The following is a 17,113-nucleotide window of genomic DNA, read 5'->3' as shown; positions in this document are numbered from 1 at the left end:
ACGGTCAGCGGGCTGGCCTTGATCGGGCGGTGCGTGAGCTATCGCTCGATCTTGGCGAACGTAGTCAACTTGGTCATGGCCGTGCGGCCGACCACCATGGTTGCCTCGGGGTACTTGCTGTCCCGGATCGCGGCCAGGTCGCTACGGACCTCGACACACTGTCCACCGGTCTCCGACTGTGAAGACTTACGCCATGTCATGGTCATTACCCCTCCATCAACTCGCTGATCAGCTTACGACTTCCGTCCTTCGGAAGGGCAATGCGGTCCAGCCGGCTGAGCATCGTGGTGTACCGGTCTGCCTCGTGGATGTAGGCAGCGCCGGAGGCCAGTTCGACGTGCACCACGGGTGGGGTGTGCGGGAAGCGCATCCAGTGCCAGGTGTTCAACAGGAGGACGTCGGTTTGCAGGCCGGGGATGACGCGGACGCCGATGCCGATCTGTTGACTGCGTAGCAGGTGGGCCAACTGGTTTCGCCATGCCTCTTGTCCGCCCCACGGTGTGCGTAGCGCCGCCTCGGTGAGGTACGCCGTGTAGTCGACCTTGGTGATGATCTGCTGTCGCCGTAGACGGGCCATCCAGCGGGTTTCGATGTCTTCGGATGGAACACCGTCGGCGGCCATGATCGATATGGCGGTCTCGTAGGTCTGGAGCAAACCGGGGACGGCGACCATGGCGACGGTGACGAGTTCGTTGGCCTCGGCCTCGTAGCCGGCGAGTGTGCCGACATCTTCGGGGACGCCGGGGATCGGGCGGTCCCACCAACCGGATGTGGAACCGGCGGCGATTTCGGCGAGTACCTGGTCCCGATCTTTGGCGGGCAATCCCCATGCGGTGATCAGGGTCGCGAATTCCTCGATGGTGACCGGTCGGAGTCCGCGTTCGGTGCGGCTGAGTTTTGATCCGTGCCATCCGGCCATCTCGGCGGCCCGTTCCAGCGGGAGTTTGCAGCGCTCGGTGCGGATCGCGCGCAGGCGTGTTCCGCGCATTCGATCGCGTGCTTGCGGATTTCGTTCGGACATCGCCGACCCTTCCCTACTTCGGAAGTCGCTGCAGCTTCCCGGAAGGGAGCGTACCGTCCGCCAGAGGCACAGGCAGTGCGAGTGAAGGCATATGGAAACGGCGATGAGTATCTCCAAGCGTGACTCGACCCTCCTATACGTATTCCCCATGAACCCGCGCGACGTGGCGGTGACTCCCGACTACCCGCCATGTCGCGCGCCCAGGGGCGGTGACCGGTGATGGCCAGGAGAGCCGGCCAGCATGGGGGCGGCCTGTTGGCAGCGTGGTTGACGAGTCCAGCGCCACCGCGTGTGCCGCAACCGCGTGCGTGGCGCGCGTGCGGGTGGCACGGTTGCCGGACGTTGTTGATCGGTGCGACCGAACGAGAAGCGGAAGAACGGCTCGCCGGGCATCAACAACGAGTACACGGACAGCCGGCGCCGGAGAATCGGAATGGTTGACCTGGTTTGGAAGCTGTCACCGTGGGATCGTCGTGTACACGCGTTCTGCACGATGGGCGACGTTGTCAGCGAGGCCGTTTGCCAGCATTCCGCACTGACACCCCGCCTTGCCGAACCGGCCGAGAATGATCGTCGCTGCCAGGCATGTCTGTTGTTGCACGGCGACGAGCTCGCTGACCATTACGGCGACGCCGACCGGTACGCGCAATAAACGGTACGCGCGGACGACGAAAAGGTGACCGGGTCGCTCGGCGCACGGTTGTGGACTGGCCCGGCTTTCCGACGCTGCCGGAGACGGCACCGAGGCCGACCCGCGCCCGCGATCGCCGCGCGCAGCGCGGCGATCGCGGATGCACGGAACGCCGGGCCCGGCTTAGCCAGGTGGACCGACCGGGCGTTCCGACCCTGCCGGGGACGGCACCCGGGCCGACCCGGCGGACCGGAACCGGGGTTCACCCGGCCGCATGTGGCAACTCGGGTGCTGGAGTCGGCCGTTCAGCTGCTGGGATCGGGAACTCGCGGATCGGGGCGGGGCGTCGAGGGTGTCACATCCGGGGACTGGCCGGTGTCTGCTGGGTGAAGGCGGGGAGCGAAACATCGGGAGGAAACATGGCCGGCAACGTCCGGATTCCGAAGGCCGAGCTGACCGGCATCTACGGTGCCGTGGTCCGGCGGATGTCCCGGAAGATGTTCGGGGAGGTGCCCGAACCGGTCGCGGTGGTATGGCACAACCGGAAGGTGCTGAACTTCAGCTTCGGTCTCGGGCGCAAGGCCGCGAAGTGGGACAAGTGTGACGAGAACCTCAAGTCGTTCGCGCACATGGCGGTGGCGACGCTCGTGGGGTGCGGGTTCTGTTTGGATCTGGGGTATTTCATGGCGCACAACGAGGGGCTGGATGTGGCCAAGGCGCGCGAGGTGCCGCGGTGGCGCGAGTCGGACGTCTTCACGGCGCTGGAGCGCGACGTGATGGCCTACGCCGAGGCGATGACACACACCCCGCCACGGGTGACCGACGAGATGTCCGCGCGGCTGCTCAACGCGTTGGGGGCGCCGGCGCTGGTGGAGCTGACCGCCCACATCGGACTGTCGAACCTGTCCACCCGGACCAACACCGCGTTCGGCATCGAGTCGCAGGAGTTCTCCGCGGCCTGTGATCTCAAGCCGCTCGCCCGGGCCTCGAGCGCATGACCGAAGATCCGTTCGTCACCCACCGCAGCCTGCTGTTCACCGTCGCCTACGAGATGCTCGGCTCCGCGGCCGACGCCGAGGACGTGGTGCAGGAGACCTGGCTGCGGTGGGCCGGCATCGGCGACGCGCGCCGGGCGGAGGTGCACGAGCCGCGGGCGTACCTGGTGCGGATCGTCACCCGGCAGGCGCTCAACCGGCTGCGCACGCTGGCCCGCCAGCGTGAGGACTACGTCGGCGAGTGGCTGCCCGAGCCGCTGCTGACCAGCCCGGACGTGGCCGACGACGTCGAGTTGGCGGAAAGCGTCTCGATCGCGATGCTCACCGTGCTGCAGACCCTCGGTCCGGCCGAGCGCGCGGTCTTCGTGCTGCGCGAGGTGTTCGACGTGCCCTACGAGGAGATCGCCGAGGCGGTGGGCAAATCCTCCTCGGCGGTCCGGCAGATCGCGCACCGGGCCCGCCAGCACGTGGCCGCGCGCCGCCCGCGGATGGCGGTCAGCCGGACCGAACAGCAACAGGTCGTCGAGCGCTTCCTCGCCGCGCTGACCACCGGGGACGTGCAGGGCCTGCTGGACGTGCTGGCGCCCGACGTGGTCCTGGTCGCCGACGGCGGCGGCCTGGCGCCGGCCGCCCTGCGCCCGGTCGAGGGCAGCGACCGGGTGCTGGCGCTGCTGTCCCGCTTCGCCCGGGTGGCGCCCCGCGCCCAGGTCGCCACGATGCTGATCAACGGCGCGGTCGCGGCCCGGATCGGTCCGGCCGGCGAGCTCTTCGACACGGCGGTCGCCTTCGTGATCGAGGACGGCCGGATCACCCGCCTCTACGCCATCCGCAACCCGCACAAGCTGGAACGGCTGAGCACCGTGGCACAGCTGCGCCGCTAGGGCCTCACAGTGGATCGTTGAGACAAGTCTCGGGCCAACCAACGCAACCTCAGGGGCACCGTGACGCAACCCAGCCACAATCACCCCGCCAACCGCACCACCGGCCGGAACGCAACAACAGCAGTAAAAACCCGGAGAGGCGGACTAGCTGAGCCGCACCGAAAGGCAGGTGACGCAACCCTCGAGCCGTTCGAACTCGCCGATGTCCACCGGCACCGGGCGGTAGCCACGGCCGGCGAACAACGCGGCGCTCGCCGGGGCGGACGCCGACATCAGCAGCTGGTCATCGCCGAGCAGCACCACATGCGCGCCCGCCGGTTCGGGCACCGGCAGGAACGCGTCGAACAACTCGGGATGGTCGACCAGCGGCGGGTATCCGATCACGGTGCCGTCCGGCAACGCGGTGACCGCCGACTTCAGGTGCAGCACCGTGCGCACCCCGACCGGGACCACCCGCCGGCCCCGCACCGCCAGGAAGTCCCGCAGCTGCGCGATTCCGGCGTCGTTGGTGCGCCCGCCGCGGCCCACGTAGACGGTGTCGCCGACCTTCAGCACGTCCCCGCCGTCGAGGGTGCCCGGCGCCTCGATGGCCACGGTCCGGTATCCCAGGTCCGCCACCGTCTCCCGGACCGCGGCCAGCTCCGGCCGGCGAACCTCGGCGCCGGGCCGGGCCAGTACCACCAGATCGCCGAACACCACCATGGTGTCCTCGACGAACACCCCGTCCGGACACTCGTCCACCGGCGGGACCTCGACGCAGTCCCAGCCGGCCGCGGTCATCGCCTCGACATAGTCCCGCCACTGCCGCAGCGCCAGCCCGGCGTCCACCGGCGTGCGGGCGATGTGCGTGACCAGACCGTCCGCCAGCCGCGGCCCCGGCCGCCGCACCAACGCCCGCCGCATCGGCATTCCCCACTACTCCTCGGGCTTGTACTCGGGAGTCTCGGACACCAGCCGGTCGACTCCTTCCTGGGTCGCCCGGCCGCCGGGGCTCTCGGCCAGGAACTCGTCCAGCAGCTCCTGGGTCGGCTGGGAGCCGGGGTCCTGGTGCTCGTGGCCCGGCCCGCCAGTCCGGTTCCGGTCCCTGATCCAATCCATGAACTCCTTGCGGCGCGCCGGATCGGGCAGCCGGCGGCGCAGCCAGCCGGACTCCTGGAGCTCGGGCTTGCGGCCGGTGCTGATCCGCCCCCCACTCGGCTCCCGCATCAGCGGATGGTCGCCGTATTCCTCCTCGTACCGGTCCAGATCTTCGTCCCCACCGCCGCCCGACCCGCCCATCATGGCCGCGGCCGCGGTGATGCCGAGCTGCGCGGAGACCTCGACCGGAATCGACTCGACGGCCACCAGCACGAGCTGGCCGTCCGGAGTGGCCGCGAGCAGCATGCCGCTCGGCGGCGGACCCTCGTACGGGGCGCGCCCGGCGGCAGGCGCACCGACCCGGCAGGCGAGGAAGAACAGGAACGCGTCGACACCGAACTCGGCGGCCGCCCGCGCGAACGCCGCTCCCGCGGCATCCAGCTCCGCCTCGGTCGTGGCATTGCGCGCCTCGGCGAACGCGAGCAGCTCGCCGCCGACGTTGTACAGCACCGCCCCGGTGAACACCGCCGTGACCGCGATGCCGATGTCGGCCGCCCAGCCGACCGGGGTCAGCTGCGAGGCGGCGAACACCGCCCCGGCCGTCACCACCGCCGTGACCACCGCCTCCGGCGTGAACAGGCTGAGGATCTTGTCCCGGAACGCGGCCTCGATGTCGGCCCGGTTGTAGGCCTCCACCAGCTTCTGCGTCGCGGTCATCTCGGCCACCGACGGCGCCGTACCGTTGCCCACAGCGAACTGGTCCTGCTGCTGCGCCGACCCCTCCAGCGCCTGCCACGTCGCCGCGTCGACCATGCCGGTCTGCGACAGCCCGCAACTGCCTTGCAGCACCGACACCGCGTACCCGAGCGAGTCGTCGTAGCTGCCGTCGCACGGACCGTTCCACAGGCCGCGCTGTTGCAGCAGCTGCTGCAGGTACACCACCCAGTCGCCGGTCATTCCCTGGTACAGCACGGGATGGTTGCCGGCGCCGTCCGCGACGGCGGTTTCCGGGTACTGCTCCGCATGCCCGTTCTGCTGGTGTGCCAACCCTTCCAGCAGTTCCCAGGTCGCCAGGTCCAGCACCCCCGTCGGTGGCACCCCGCCGTGCTCCTGGAGCAGGAGCACCGCCCGCTCGAAGTCGTCGTCGAACACCCCGTCGGTCGGGCCGTCCCACCGCTCGCCCGCCTGCATCACCTGCTGCGCATGCAGCACCCACTCGTCGCTGACACCCTTCGCCAACTCGGGTTCGCCGCTCATCCCGACCTCCCCGCCGGTCCGCCGCAAAAGAACATCGTCCGCAACGCCGGCCGGCGCGGAAACGTCCTTCCGGGCACCCAACGAGGCACACCGTCGTCGCTAGGCGATGCCGGCGGCGATCAGTTGGTGCCAGATGACCGCCGCCTCGACGACCTCGACGCCGAGCTTCTCGGCCTTGGTGAGCTTGCTGGCGCCGACGTCGGCGCCGGTGATGAGCAGATCGGTGCTGGCCGAGACCGACGAGGCGGTACTGGCGCCGGCCTTCTCGCACAGTCGCTGAAAGGTCGGCCGGGCCACCTTCTCGCCGGACCGGGGATCGCTGATCGCACCGGTGATCACCACGGTCTTTCCGGCCAGCGGCGCGCCTGCGGCGACCACCGGCGGCAGGTCCTCCGCGCGCACGTCGAGCGAGACACCGCGCTCCCGCAACCGCTCCAGCTCACCGCGCAGCCGGGTCAGGTGCTCGGTCAGCGAGGCGGCCACCTTCGGCCCGATGTCCTCGACGGCCACCAACCGCTCCGGCCCGGCCTCGGCGATCTCCTCGAGGGAGCCGAACCCGGCCCGGCACAGCCGGGCGGCGGTGCCGTCCGAGGCCATCGGGATCGCCAGCCCGATCAACGCCCGGCGCAGCCCGACCGCCCGGCTGGCGTCGATCGACTCGATCATCCGCTGCGCCGACACCGCGCCGATCCGGTCGAACTCCAGCAACGTCTCCGCGGTCAGCGCGTAGAAGTCCGACGGGCGCTCGAGAATCCCGGCCTCGGCCAGCCGTTCGATCCACACCGGACCGATCGCCTCGATGTCGGCCGCCGCCCGCGACGCCCAGTGGATCAGCCGGCGCACCGTCTGTGCCGGGCAGGAAACGTTGGTGCAGAACAGTTCCCGGCTGTTGCCCTGCTCGGTCAGCGGCTGCCCGCAGGACGGACACACGACCGGCGGCACGATGTCCCGCTCCGCACCGGTGCGGGTCGACGGATCCAACACCCCCGCCACGAACGGGATCACGTCACCGGCGCGGCGCACCAGCACCGTGTCTCCGATCTTGATCCCGCGGGCCCGGATCACCTCCTGGTTGGCCAGCGTCGCCCGGGTGACCGTGGTGCCGCCGACGAACACCGGTTGCAGGTGGGCGACCGGCGCGATCTTGCCGGTCTTGCCGACATCCCAGACCACGTCGGCCAACACGGTGGTCTTCTCCTCGGCGGCGAACTTGTACGCCAGCGCCCCGCGCGGCGAGTTGGACCGGGTGCCGGCGGCGGCGTAGGCGACCCGGTCGGCCAACCGCAGCACCGCGCCGTCCAGGTCGTAGTCCAGCTCGTTGCGCTGCGCCTCGATCTCGGCGATCACCGCGAGCGCCGCGTCCGCACCGGCACAGTGCCGCATGTCGGCCACGTCGAACCCGAGCCGGCGCAGCCCGTCCTCCACGTCGGCCCCGATGCCGTCCGGATCGGTCCCGGTGTCCGCATCGAACGCCGTGTCCAGATCGAACGCGTAGAACCGCAACCGCCGCTCGGCCACCACGGCCGGATCCTTGGCCCGCAGCGTGCCGGCGGCGGCCCCGCGCGGGTTGATCAGCGGCCGGTCCGGATGCGCCGCGTTGTAGGCGGCGAAGGTGGACCGCAGCATCATCGCCTCGCCGCGCACCTCGACCCGGCCCGGCCCGGCGATCCGGTCCGGCACCCCGTCGACCAGCGCGCGCACCAGGACCGTGACGTCCTCGCCGGTCCGGCCGTCGCCCCGGGTGACCGCCCGGGCCAGCCGCCCGTTCTCGTAGACCAGCGCCAGCGACAGCCCGTCCAGCTTCGGCATCACCACCACCGGCTGACCGGGAAACCGGTCGAAGAACGCCGCCACCTGCTCCGGCCGGGTCGACTTCTCCAGCGACAACATCGGCCGCGAATGCCGCACCGGCGCGTGCAGCACGGCCGGCGCGCCCACCCGCTCCAGCGGGTTGTCCGCGGGCGCCCACTGCGGATGTTGCTCGATCAGGCCACGCAACTCGTCCTCGATCGCGTCGTACTCGGCGTCGGCCACCAGCGGGGAACCCCGGTAGTAGGCGTCGCGTAACGCCGTGACCTGCTCGGCGAGTTCCTGGATGCGTTCCCGGGCGTTCACAGCGCCTCACGCTACGCCGGGGGTACGACGATTTTTCCGGGAGACCTACCCGCTCACGTCGGTCAACGGCGCACCCGATAGCGCAGGTGAAGCACGCGGTTGCCCTGAATCACCACGTCCGGATCCTCCAACAGGGGCTGCGCCTCGACGCCGTCGACGAAGTGGAACGGCGCCTCGGGGTCCCACCCCTCGGGCGCCGGCCGGTGCGTCACGACGACCACGTGTCGATCCCGCTCGGCGGCTTCCCGTCCCAGCCGTCCGTCAGGTCGAAGACGTGCCGGCCGACGATCGTCGCCGCTCCAGAGGTCGCCGCGATGACGCTGCTCGTATGGCGGACCAGCCCCAGGCCGGCGGTCTCGCACAGCCGTCGCATCAGCTCCTCCTCGAGCAGCGTCAGCATCTCGTGCGGTCCGTCCGCCGTGGCCAGCCGGTCCCGCAGCTCAGCAATGGCGGGCCGGCCCCACACCTGCTCCACCGTCGTCGAGAAGTCCGTCCACGGGCGGTCGCGGCACTTTGGACACGTACTCCACGCCCACAGCATCGGGCCGGCCCCGATCCCGGACGAGCGCCCGGCCGCGACATCTGCGTGGGCCGCGCTCGTCACCGGTCAGGCCCGAACGGCCGGCATCCGGTCCGACCGCCGGAGCACGGCCCGGGCCGCGATCGGGAGCAGCAGCAGGGTCAGCCCACCGGAGAGCATGAGCCCGACGGTGCTTCCGGCCAGCTCGATGAGCGGCCCGCCGAGGGCAAGGCCGAGTGGCGCGGCCACGGTGGCACCGGTCGTCCAGAGCGTGACGACCTGCTGCTGCTCGTCTGGCTCCAGCCCGGACTGCAGGAAGCTGTACGCGATCGGGGTGAACGGCGCCCACACCAGGCCGCCCAGCCCGAACACCACCAGCGCGAGCGGGAGATCGCTGACCAGCGCCAGCGCGATCGGGCACATCGCCCAGAGTCCGACGATCGCGATCAGCACCTGCCGCTGCGGCAGGTTGCGCAGTTGGTTCACCAGGGCGGCGCCGATGAACGCGCCGACGCCGAGCGCACCCCACATCAGCCCGAGGGCGGACGCGTCGGCGTCCAGCTTTCCGCGCACGTACAACGGAAGCGCCACCTCGACCGGCATGTAGAAGAAGTTGAAGAAGAACTCGACGGCCAGCAGCCGCGCGGCAACCGGCCGGCGGCGCAGGATCCGCCAGCCCGATTCCCGGGCCGTCGGCCGGTCCGGCGCGGTCGGGTCCGGCACGGACCGCCGAACCGCGGCCAGCACGGCCACCAGCAGGATCAGCGCGCCGCCCGCGTCGAAGAACAGCGCGACACCCGGGCTGGTGGCCGCCACGATCACCCCGCCGAGCACCGGCCCGACGATGTAGAGCGCGAACGTGGCGTTCATGCCGAGCAGGCCGTTGACCGCGAACCGCCCGGCGTCGCCCGCGATGGCCGTGGCCAGCAGCCGCCGGCTGCTCGACCCGGCCAGCCGGAACGTCGATCCGAACAGCAGGCCGGCGATCAGCACGGGCAGCGTGAGCCGTTCGGTGACGCCCAGCACGCCGAGGGTGGCGAAGGTCAGCGACCGCAGCACGCAGTCGGCGATCAGCAGGGTGCGCGGCGGCACCCGCACCCAGCCCTGCCCGATGGCCAGCGCGAGCACCGTGGACAGCACGAACGGCGCGGCCTCCACCAGCCCGATGGCGATCGCCGGGGGCACGCTGCCGTGGATGGCCAGCGTCTGCACGGGCATGGCCACGATGATCATGCCCGTGCCGGCGCTGGCCAGCAGGTCACCGAGCAGCAGCCCGGCCACCCGCCGGTCCCGCAGCACCTCGCGGTAGGACCGGTTGGCCGTCACCGCGGGATGAGCCGGATCACCGGGTACTCCCGGTCGGATTTGTTCTGGTGCTTGGCGTAACGGGGATGGGCCGTGGCGATCCGTTGCCAGGCCTCGGTTCGCTCGGCGCCGTCGAGCCGGTGCGGCGCCACCGGCACGGCTTCCCGGCCGGTAGCGCGACCGCCGCCCGGTCCGGGTTCCGCTGCATCCACCGGTTCATGTCCATACGGTCACGCTAGGGGCGACCGGCCGGCCGGCGCTTCTCGATTCCTGATCGGCTGATCGCAAGGTCGGCGGCGGTGCCGCACTGAAGTGCAACGGTCGCAACGGAGCCGGCCGACCGCGCGCACCGCGTTCGGCGGTCCGGATCCGGCTCCGACCCGAACACTTCGGATCCCGGTTGGCCGTTTGTGCGGGTGTGGCGGGGGTAGCCATGGGATGCCCCCGGTGGTTACCGCGGGCCGTTCCGCTGTCGTGGAGGTGTGTCGTGCTCGGTTTGATCGTCGCGTTACTGGTCGTCTGGCTCGTGCTCTCGGTTCTCGGGTTCGCCTTCGAGGGTCTGCTGTGGCTGGCGATCATCGGGATCATCCTGTTCATCGGGACCGCCGCGTTCGGGTACCTGCGGCGCAGCTCGTTCTCCCGCGGTCCCCGGGTCTGACCGAGGAGCGGATTTTGTCCACCGTGGAGCGACCGGCGGCCGACCGGTCCATCGCCGAACTGCTCAGCGACCTGTCCGAGCAGACCGTGCGCCTGGTGCGCACGGAGGCTCGGCTGGCCGCCCGGGAGATGACGGGCAAAGCGCGTCGTGGCGCGCTCGGCGGCGGCACGCTCGCGGCGGCCGCCGCCATTGTCGGCTACGCCGGTGTGGCGTTGCTGGCCGCCGCGGTGCTGGCCCTCGCCACCGTCATGCCGGCGTGGGCCAGCGCGCTGCTGGTGGGCATCGGGCTGCTGCTCGTCGCGATTCCGGTCGCGCTGGTCGGCCGGGCGCTGATGCGCCGGGCGTTGCCGCCGGTCCCGCAGGACACGCTCGCCCGGGTGCGCGAGGACATCGACATGGTCAAGGAGAGGGCGGACAAGTGAGCACACCGACGAAGCGGGACCGGTACACGTTGCCCGGCAACGGTCCCACCGACCAGGACCTACGGCACGAAGTCGAGCTGACCCGGGCCGAGCTGGCCGATACGGTCGAGCAGCTCCGGCACAAGGTGGACGTGAAGACCAGGGTGCGCGAGGCCACGCAGCACCGCATGGCGCTGTGGCACGACGCGCTGGGTTCCGCCGCCGGGCACGCCCAGGAACTGGTCCACGCCGCCAGGACGAACCGGGTCGCGGTCATCGGCGTCGCCGGCGGGCTCGCCACCCTGATCGCGTTGGCCGTGGTGATCAGCCGGCACTGACCCCGGCCGGGTGTGTCGATATCCACCGGGTGTCGTCCGACGGATGCGGGGGTATCCGCCCGCATGGTGGCGATCGGGTACACGCTGATGACCGAACAGGCCGGGCCCGCCGAGCTGGTCCGGCATGCCGGACTTGCCGAGCGGGCCGGGTTCGACTTCGAGGTGCTCAGCGACCATTACTTTCCCTGGCTCGACGAACAAGGTCACGCCCCCAACGCCTGGAGCGTGCTGGGCGCGGTCACCCAGGTGACCGACCGGGTCGAGCTGATGACCTACGTGACCTGTCCGATCATGCGGTATCACCCGGTTGTCGTGGCACAGCAGGCCGCGACCGTGGGCCTGCTGTCCGGTGGCCGGTTCACGCTGGGCGTCGGCGCCGGCGAGAACCTCAACGAGCACGTGGTCGGGCGCGGGTGGCCGGGGGCCGACCGCCGGCACGAGATGCTCGGCGAGGCGGTCGAGATCATCTCCCGGCTGTTCGACGGCGGGTACGTGACCTACTCGGGTCGGCATTTCCTGGTGGACTCGGCGAAGTTGTGGGATCTGCCGGAGTCGCGGGTACCGATCGCCGGGGCGGTGTCCGGCCCGCAGTCGGTCGACACGCTCGCCCCGTGGTGTTCGGCGATGATCGCGGTGGAACCGGACGCCGAGCTGGTTTCCTTGTGGGACAAGGCGAACAGCGGATCCAGCCCGAAGATCGGCCAGGTTCCGGTGTGTTACGACCCCGACCGGGGCGCCGCCGTTCGCCGGGCGCACGAGCAGTTCCGCTGGTTCGGCGGCGGCTGGAAGGTGAACGCGGAGCTGCCCGGCCCGCCGGCGTTCGCGGCAGCCACCCGGTTCGTCACCGAGGACGACGTGGCCGCGGCGATCCCGTGTGGACCGGACGTCGACCGGATCGTCGCGGCGACCGAACCGTTCTGGGCGGCCGGGTTCACCCACCTTGCGCTGGTTCAGATCGGCGGCGAGCACCAGGACGAGTTCCTCGATCTGGCGCAGCGGCGGCTGTTGCCGGCGCTGCGGGAAGCGGCCGGTTGAGGTGAACCGCGGTCCGGTCAGCTCACGCTGATTCTGACCAGCGCGGCGGCCAGCCGGGCGTGATCCGGGCCGGCAAGCGTCCGGGTGAGCCGGTGCGGATCGGTGGGCAGGCCGAGTTTGCCCGCCGCGGTCAGCGCACGGCGGTCGAAGTAGGGCCGAAGCCAGGGCCAGACCGCCTGCGCCTCCCGGCAGAAGATCTCGGCGCCGGTCGGGCCGATCCGGGCGAAATCGGTGAGCAGGTCGCGCAACCGGGCGGGGTCGTGGTCGGCGGCGGTGGCCATCCGGCGCAGGTCGCCCCGGTACACCTCAAGGGTGCGCTCGGCGGTCTCGGCCAGCGCCCGCGCGGTGCTCTCGTCGTAGCGCACATAATGCCCGCGCCCCAACGCATCCACCCGCTGCTGCCGGGTGGACTCGCGCATCGCCTTCGGCGTGCGCCAGCCCGCGGCGAACAGCTCCCTGGCCGCGGCGACGGCGATGTCCGCCTTGATCCGCGCGGACAGCAGGGTGGTCAGCACCAGCAGCTGGAACAACGGCGCCGGCTGGTCGGCCAGCCGGATGCCGGCCTGTTCGGCGAAGGTGGTGCCGTGCTCCGTAATGATCTCTCGCACCGATTCCTTGGCCATCGGTGCGGATACCTCGACGCCGAACAAGGCAAACCCGCCGGTCCCTGCTTACCGGCGGGTTTGCCATCGGGCGCTCGGCGCGGGGTTACCGGCCGAGAGCCTTGACCAGCTCCTTCTTGGTCATCTTCGACCGGCCTTTGATGTTGCGTTGTCTGGCCTCGTTGTAGAGCTGGTCACGGGTCGGTCCCTTGGGTCCGTTACGTCCGGACCGCAGGCCGCCACGCCGCTGTGGCGACATGTCCTCCAGGGACGTCCGGCTGGCCTGTTTGGCCTCACCGGCCTGCGCGCGGTTCTTGTTCACCGTGCGCGCGGCGATCTCCTCGGCCCGGTCGGTGGACGCGCCCTGCTCCTTCGCGGACGCCTTGATGTGCTCGTACTGACGTTCTCGCTTGGCGCTCCATGCCTTCGGCACGACACACACCTCCCTCTTCCATCGGGCTGGTGGGGGGTTACCCAGCCCGATGGCGTTCATGCGGCCCGATCGGATATCGGCTCGGTCGTGCCTCAGGCGATTCCGCCGCCTGGTGCGCGCGGCAGGGTCGCGTTCACGCAGTTGGCGAGGGCGGTGCGACCGGCCGCGTTCGGGTGTGGCCAGCCGGGCAGGAACGCCCAGTTCGCACCCCACGACATCAGCCGCATCTGGACGAACCGCGGGCCGTTGAACCAGCCGAGTGCGCAGCCGGCCTGGATCCGGTTCGCGTTGCCGCCGAAGAACGCCCAGACGATCTGCGCGATGAGGATGCCGACCTGGATCCAGCCGTTGAGCATCCCGGTGGCCCTTGCGGACGCGGGCTGGCAGTTCGCGGGCAGGTTGGTGTCGCCGGCCCAGGTGTAGTAGAGCAGGTGCCGGACCTGCGCGCCGGGGTCGGCGGTGATCAGGTTCAGCGCGATGCTCGCGGTGTTGGCGGTGATGGTGCCGGAGACCGCGGTGCCGTTCCAGGCCGGTGCGACGCCGGCGGCCGGATTGCCGAACACCCAGTTGTTGCACGCCGCAACGTTGGCGACGGCGGCCGCCGGTGCCGGCGCGACCCATTGGGTGACCGGCCATCCCCACGCCCGGGAGACAAGTTGGGTGGCCACCGCGACCCAGTTCGTGTCGTTGATCCCGGCGGTCGCGACGGCGACGTTGGCCGAACCGGGCCGGCTCGGCCAGCGGCGCAGAACCGCCGTGGCGTCACCGATCTGCGGCACGACCGGCTGCGAGGCCACGCCGCACGGGTTGGTGTACGGCGTGGTGGTGAGCACGTCGGTGGTGGTCGAGCCGCTGTGCGCGAAGTTGAAGTAGCGCGGCCAGGCCACGCCGACCAGGCCGCGGAGCACCCCGGCCCAGCTCGATCCCGGGTTGGCCGCATTGACTCCCGGGTCGTCGCAGAAGGTGGTCCAGATCAGCCCGACGTTCGGCGGGCGGGCCTCGTGTCCCGAGGTGACCGAGTCACCGACGGCCACGAGCAGCGGCTCCGGCGGTGGCGGGGGCTGGGTCGTGGTGGTGGTGGGAACCGTGGTCCGGGTGGTCGTGGTGGTGGTGGTCGGAACCGTGGTCCGGGTGGTCGTGGTCGGGATCGTCGTGGTCGTGGTGGTGGTGGGAACCGTGGTCGTCGTGGTGGGCACCGTCGTTGTGGTCGTGGGAACCGTGGTCGTCGGTGGCGTGATCGTGGTGCTGGTGTCGGTGCCGGTGGTCGGCAGGCCGGTGCGGGTGGTCGACGTGGGCGGCGGCAACACGGTGCTCGTCGGGGTCGGGTTGGCGGGCGGCTGGGCGTCCGGGAGACCGAACCACGTCCGGTACCGCTGCGGCAGCACCGGCGGATCCTGCCGCAGCCCCGCGATCAGGTCGGCCGGCGCCCCGGCCGCCGCCATCTCGTCGATCAGCTCCGGGGTCAGCGCGTCGGTGGGATCCCGGGGTTCCTGCGGCGGCGGGTTCTGATCCGGCTCGGTCGACACATCCGGAATCGACCCCGGAAACTGCTGCCCGGCACCCTCCTGGCTGATCCGGTCGAGAATCGCGCGGCAGGCCGGCGGCGCGCCGTCGTACGACCCGGCACCGGCGCACTCACCGGTGCTGAACAGCCCGAGCAGCGCCGGCAGGCCACCGGGGTAACTCCGGCTCACGGAAAGGACTCCGGCCGCGATCTCACCGGTCGACACCGACCGGCTCGCCGCCGAGGCGGTGTTGGTGCCGGCCAGTTCCGTGGTCAGCAAGGTCGCGACGAGGGCGACGACGACGCCCGCGGCACCGATGGCTAATCGTGGTGATCTGTAGCGCATTTTCCCGACTCCTTGCACGTTTGGGTAATCAAGCCCCTACAAAGGGTAGGCAGCCACGACGCGGTGAAGAATCGACCGATCAGCCGCTAGGTTTGGCAACCGGCACCCGACGAAAGTCGGGGCCGGCCCCTCGAGGACGGTGTCCAGGTGACGACCCAGAGTCTCTCCACCAGCGGCCTGCTCGACCGGATCCCCACCCTGGCCGAGCAGTTCTCAAGCCGGGCAAGGGAAACCGAGCAACTGGGCCAGCTGCCGACGGAGCTGGTCGCCGAGGCCAAGGCGGCCGGACTGTTCATGATGGCCCTGCCGAAGGTGCTCGGTGGCCTCGAGGTGGACCCGGCCACCTTCGTCGAGGTCGTCGAGGAGATCAGCCGGGCGGACGCCTCGGCCGGCTGGTGCACGGTGATCGGCAACTCCACCTTGTTCTTCGCCTGGCTCGATCCCGCCGTTGCCGCCGAACTGCTTGCCGGCGCGGGCGGCATTTCCGCGGCCGGGTCGTTCTCCCCGATCGGCCGGCTGACCCCGGTCGGACCCGGTGGCTACCGCATGGCCGGGCACTGGAAGTTCATGAGCGGATGCCGCTACGCCGACTGGACCTTCCTCGGCGGCCACGTCATGGCCGGCGACGCCCCGCGGATGGTCGATGGCGAACCGGACTGGCGGCTCGCCGTCCTGAACCGCGACCAAGTCGAGGTCGTCGACAACTGGGACGTGTTCGGCCTGTGCGGCACCGGCAGCCACGACCTCGCCGTCCGCGCCGCGACCATTCCCGAAGAGCACACGATGGTGCCGTTCTTCCAGCCGCCGCCGCACGACGGTCCACTGTGGCGGTTGCCGTTCTTCACCCTGATCAACGTGCTGCTGGCCGGCCACCCGCTCGGCGTGGGCCGCCGCGCCCTCGACGAGTTCACCACGCTCGCCCGGACCAGGACCCGCGCGACGGCCTCGACCACGATCGCGGCCGAGGACGACGCCCAGGTCGCGCTCACCGCCGCCGAGGGCGACCTGCAGTCCGCGCGCAGCCTGTTGTTCGACGCCATCGGCGACCTCTGGGACACCGCCTGCCGGGGCGACGTGCCCGACGCCGACCAGCGCGCCAGGCTACTGCTGGGCGGACTGCAGGCCATGCGGGCCGCCCGCACCGCCGTCGACACCGCCTACACGTTCGCCGGCGCCAGTGCGGTGTACGCCGGACACCCGCTGCAACGCTGCTTCCGCGATCTTCATGTCGCCGCCCAGCACGTCGGCTTCTCGCCGGCCGCGATCAAGCGCTATGCCAGGACCCGGCTCGGCATCGACCAGCCGGCCGTCCTGTTCTGAACCGGTCAGCCGGCGAAGCGCCAGCGGGTCGCACCGGGCGGTTCGGAACCGCCGACGCCGAAGACGGTGCGCGGGGTGACGAGGTACAGGTACCAAGGTGGCGGGCCGGCGCTCGGGGCGCTGTACGGGGCGGTGAACGCGTCGCCCTGCACCTCGGCGGGCCAACCCTGGTCGCGGTAGTGGCCGACCACCCGCTCCAGGGTGGTCGCGTCGGTGACCCGCCGCGCCTCGCCCTCGATCACGATGTCGATCCCGGTCAGGCTGGCCGAGACGGTGCACGCCGGGTTGGCCGCGAGGTTGCGTGACTTGCGGGTCCCCGGTCCGCTGACGATGAACAGCTCACCGTCGCGCCACAGGGCGCCGACCGCGGCCGCGTGTGGCCGGCCGTCGGGTCCGGTGGTGCCGAGGAAGAACGAGCCGCTGGCCGGGCCGGCGGCCAGCGCCTCGGCGGCCCGGTTCCAGTCGAGGGCCGGATTGCCGTAGCCGTCCAGGTTGGTGACGTCCACCGGTGTCCGATCAACCATTGATCCATCCTAGTAGTACTTTGTTAGGTTCTGCTGTGTAAGGGGTAGGGACGTTGGCAGAGGTGGCATGCGCCGGCCATGCGTACCAGTTGTTGTTGGAGGAGACGAACTACGGCGTAGAGGGTCAGGCCGGCGCATCCGCTTTTGGGT

General features: G+C 70.8%; 19 protein-coding genes and 2 pseudogenes. 8 read left to right on the top strand and 13 right to left on the bottom strand.

What is annotated here, in order from left to right; translation table 11 throughout:
- Window positions 1-38 precede the first annotated feature (38 nt).
- Entirely contained in the window at window positions 39-206 is a 168-nt protein-coding gene (locus VFV67_RS18220) for a DUF397 domain-containing protein (protein WP_414636282.1), read from the bottom strand.
- The gene (locus tag VFV67_RS18215; protein WP_326471486.1) at window positions 206-1,021 is read right to left on the bottom strand and encodes a helix-turn-helix transcriptional regulator; all 816 of its coding nucleotides are present in this window, start codon (window positions 1,019-1,021) and stop codon (window positions 206-208) included. Before VFV67_RS18215 ends, VFV67_RS18220 begins: the two co-directional genes overlap by 1 nt.
- Window positions 1,022-1,373: 352 nt before the next feature.
- Between VFV67_RS18215 and VFV67_RS18210 the strand changes: the two genes are divergently transcribed.
- The 3 genes from VFV67_RS18210 to VFV67_RS18200 all read left to right on the top strand — a co-directional run bounded on the left by VFV67_RS18210 (window position 1,374) and on the right by VFV67_RS18200 (window position 3,528).
- Complete coding sequence (locus VFV67_RS18210; protein ID WP_326471485.1) at window positions 1,374-1,673, top strand: hypothetical protein; 300 nt, start codon at window positions 1,374-1,376, stop codon at window positions 1,671-1,673.
- Window positions 1,674-2,071: 398 nt separating this feature from the next.
- Window positions 2,072-2,650 carry a carboxymuconolactone decarboxylase family protein gene (locus VFV67_RS18205; RefSeq protein WP_326471483.1) on the top strand — a complete coding sequence of 193 codons (579 nt, stop codon included), beginning with the start codon at window positions 2,072-2,074 and terminating at the stop codon, window positions 2,648-2,650.
- Window positions 2,647-3,528, top strand: coding sequence for an RNA polymerase sigma-70 factor (locus tag VFV67_RS18200; protein WP_326471481.1), 882 nt, complete (start codon window positions 2,647-2,649; stop codon window positions 3,526-3,528). Before VFV67_RS18205 ends, VFV67_RS18200 begins: the two co-directional genes overlap by 4 nt.
- A 144-nt stretch (window positions 3,529-3,672) precedes the next feature.
- Here VFV67_RS18200 and ddaH read toward each other — a convergent pair whose 3' ends face one another.
- The 7 genes and pseudogenes from ddaH to VFV67_RS18165 all read right to left on the bottom strand — a co-directional run bounded on the left by ddaH (window position 3,673) and on the right by VFV67_RS18165 (window position 10,014).
- Window positions 3,673-4,437 carry a dimethylargininase gene (gene ddaH / locus VFV67_RS18195; protein WP_326471479.1) on the bottom strand — a complete coding sequence of 255 codons (765 nt, stop codon included), beginning with the start codon at window positions 4,435-4,437 and terminating at the stop codon, window positions 3,673-3,675.
- 6 nt (window positions 4,438-4,443) lie between these two features.
- Window positions 4,444-5,862: a peptidoglycan-binding domain-containing protein gene (locus VFV67_RS18190; protein ID WP_326471478.1), complete on the bottom strand. Its 1,419-nt coding sequence runs from the start codon at window positions 5,860-5,862 to the stop codon at window positions 4,444-4,446.
- A gap of 99 nt (window positions 5,863-5,961) precedes the next feature.
- Complete coding sequence (gene ligA, locus VFV67_RS18185) at window positions 5,962-7,977, bottom strand: NAD-dependent DNA ligase LigA (protein WP_326471476.1); 2,016 nt, start codon at window positions 7,975-7,977, stop codon at window positions 5,962-5,964.
- Window positions 7,978-8,039: 62 nt separating this feature from the next.
- Window positions 8,040-8,269: pseudogene (locus VFV67_RS18180) on the bottom strand (dihydrofolate reductase); the annotation flags it as partial.
- Window positions 8,264-8,467, bottom strand: a pseudogene (locus VFV67_RS18175) (AraC family transcriptional regulator); the annotation flags it as partial. The pseudogenes VFV67_RS18180 and VFV67_RS18175, both read right to left, overlap by 6 nt.
- Before the next feature lie 117 nt (window positions 8,468-8,584).
- Window positions 8,585-9,823, bottom strand: a complete 1,239-nt coding sequence (locus VFV67_RS18170; protein WP_326471474.1) for an MFS transporter — start codon at window positions 9,821-9,823, stop codon at window positions 8,585-8,587.
- Entirely contained in the window at window positions 9,820-10,014 is a 195-nt protein-coding gene (locus tag VFV67_RS18165; protein WP_326471472.1) for a hypothetical protein, read from the bottom strand. The genes VFV67_RS18170 and VFV67_RS18165 overlap by 4 nt, the downstream gene beginning before the upstream one ends.
- A gap of 275 nt (window positions 10,015-10,289) precedes the next feature.
- Between VFV67_RS18165 and VFV67_RS18160 the strand changes: the two genes are divergently transcribed.
- From VFV67_RS18160 to VFV67_RS18145, 4 genes are all read left to right on the top strand, one after another.
- Entirely contained in the window at window positions 10,290-10,460 is a 171-nt protein-coding gene (locus tag VFV67_RS18160; RefSeq protein ID WP_326471470.1) for a hypothetical protein, read from the top strand.
- 23 nt (window positions 10,461-10,483) lie between these two features.
- A complete protein-coding gene (locus VFV67_RS18155) occupies window positions 10,484-10,882 on the top strand; it encodes a phage holin family protein (RefSeq protein ID WP_326471490.1) in 399 nt (132 codons plus the stop codon).
- A complete protein-coding gene (locus tag VFV67_RS18150) occupies window positions 10,879-11,199 on the top strand; it encodes a DUF3618 domain-containing protein (RefSeq protein WP_326471469.1) in 321 nt (106 codons plus the stop codon). The genes VFV67_RS18155 and VFV67_RS18150 overlap by 4 nt, the downstream gene beginning before the upstream one ends.
- A 66-nt stretch (window positions 11,200-11,265) precedes the next feature.
- Entirely contained in the window at window positions 11,266-12,234 is a 969-nt protein-coding gene (locus VFV67_RS18145) for a TIGR03557 family F420-dependent LLM class oxidoreductase (RefSeq protein ID WP_326471488.1), read from the top strand.
- A 17-nt stretch (window positions 12,235-12,251) separates the two neighbouring features.
- Here VFV67_RS18145 and VFV67_RS18140 read toward each other — a convergent pair whose 3' ends face one another.
- The 3 genes from VFV67_RS18140 to VFV67_RS18130 all read right to left on the bottom strand — a co-directional run bounded on the left by VFV67_RS18140 (window position 12,252) and on the right by VFV67_RS18130 (window position 15,119).
- Window positions 12,252-12,857, bottom strand: a complete 606-nt coding sequence (locus VFV67_RS18140) for an endonuclease (protein WP_326471468.1) — start codon at window positions 12,855-12,857, stop codon at window positions 12,252-12,254.
- A gap of 85 nt (window positions 12,858-12,942) precedes the next feature.
- Window positions 12,943-13,269, bottom strand: coding sequence for a plasmid stabilization protein (locus VFV67_RS18135; RefSeq protein ID WP_326471467.1), 327 nt, complete (start codon window positions 13,267-13,269; stop codon window positions 12,943-12,945).
- 92 nt (window positions 13,270-13,361) lie between these two features.
- Window positions 13,362-15,119: a hypothetical protein gene (locus tag VFV67_RS18130; RefSeq protein WP_326471466.1), complete on the bottom strand. Its 1,758-nt coding sequence runs from the start codon at window positions 15,117-15,119 to the stop codon at window positions 13,362-13,364.
- Between the two features lie 147 nt (window positions 15,120-15,266).
- On the opposite strand from VFV67_RS18130, the gene VFV67_RS18125 reads away from it, so the two are divergent.
- Window positions 15,267-16,439 carry an acyl-CoA dehydrogenase family protein gene (locus tag VFV67_RS18125; RefSeq protein WP_326471464.1) on the top strand — a complete coding sequence of 391 codons (1,173 nt, stop codon included), beginning with the start codon at window positions 15,267-15,269 and terminating at the stop codon, window positions 16,437-16,439.
- 5 nt (window positions 16,440-16,444) lie between these two features.
- Here the strand turns inward: VFV67_RS18125 and VFV67_RS18120 are convergent, their stop codons facing one another.
- Window positions 16,445-16,963, bottom strand: a complete 519-nt coding sequence (locus tag VFV67_RS18120) for a pyridoxamine 5'-phosphate oxidase family protein (protein WP_326471463.1) — start codon at window positions 16,961-16,963, stop codon at window positions 16,445-16,447.
- Window positions 16,964-17,113 lie beyond the last annotated feature (150 nt).

The organism is Actinophytocola sp. (genome assembly GCF_035762905.1).
Taxonomy (GTDB): Bacteria; Actinomycetota; Actinomycetes; order Mycobacteriales; family Pseudonocardiaceae; genus DASYTH01.
Note: the sequence above shows the minus strand (reverse complement) of the source record. Positions and strands in the feature narration are given on the sequence as shown.

Excerpts from the sequence above, each read along its gene's own strand:
- VFV67_RS18140 (WP_326471468.1), bottom strand. The coding sequence starts at position 12,857 with ATGGCCAAGGAATCGGTGCGAGAGATCATTACGGAGCACGGCACCACC.
- VFV67_RS18130 (WP_326471466.1), bottom strand. The coding sequence starts at position 15,119 with ATGCGCTACAGATCACCACGATTAGCCATCGGTGCCGCGGGCGTCGTC.
- ddaH (WP_326471479.1), bottom strand. The coding sequence starts at position 4,437 with ATGCCGATGCGGCGGGCGTTGGTGCGGCGGCCGGGGCCGCGGCTGGCG.
- VFV67_RS18190 (WP_326471478.1), bottom strand. The coding sequence starts at position 5,862 with ATGAGCGGCGAACCCGAGTTGGCGAAGGGTGTCAGCGACGAGTGGGTG.
- VFV67_RS18120 (WP_326471463.1), bottom strand. The coding sequence starts at position 16,963 with ATGGTTGATCGGACACCGGTGGACGTCACCAACCTGGACGGCTACGGC.
- VFV67_RS18220 (WP_414636282.1), bottom strand. The coding sequence starts at position 206 with ATGACCATGACATGGCGTAAGTCTTCACAGTCGGAGACCGGTGGACAG.
- VFV67_RS18205 (WP_326471483.1), top strand. The coding sequence starts at position 2,072 with ATGGCCGGCAACGTCCGGATTCCGAAGGCCGAGCTGACCGGCATCTAC.
- VFV67_RS18215 (WP_326471486.1), bottom strand. The coding sequence starts at position 1,021 with ATGTCCGAACGAAATCCGCAAGCACGCGATCGAATGCGCGGAACACGC.
- VFV67_RS18200 (WP_326471481.1), top strand. The coding sequence starts at position 2,647 with ATGACCGAAGATCCGTTCGTCACCCACCGCAGCCTGCTGTTCACCGTC.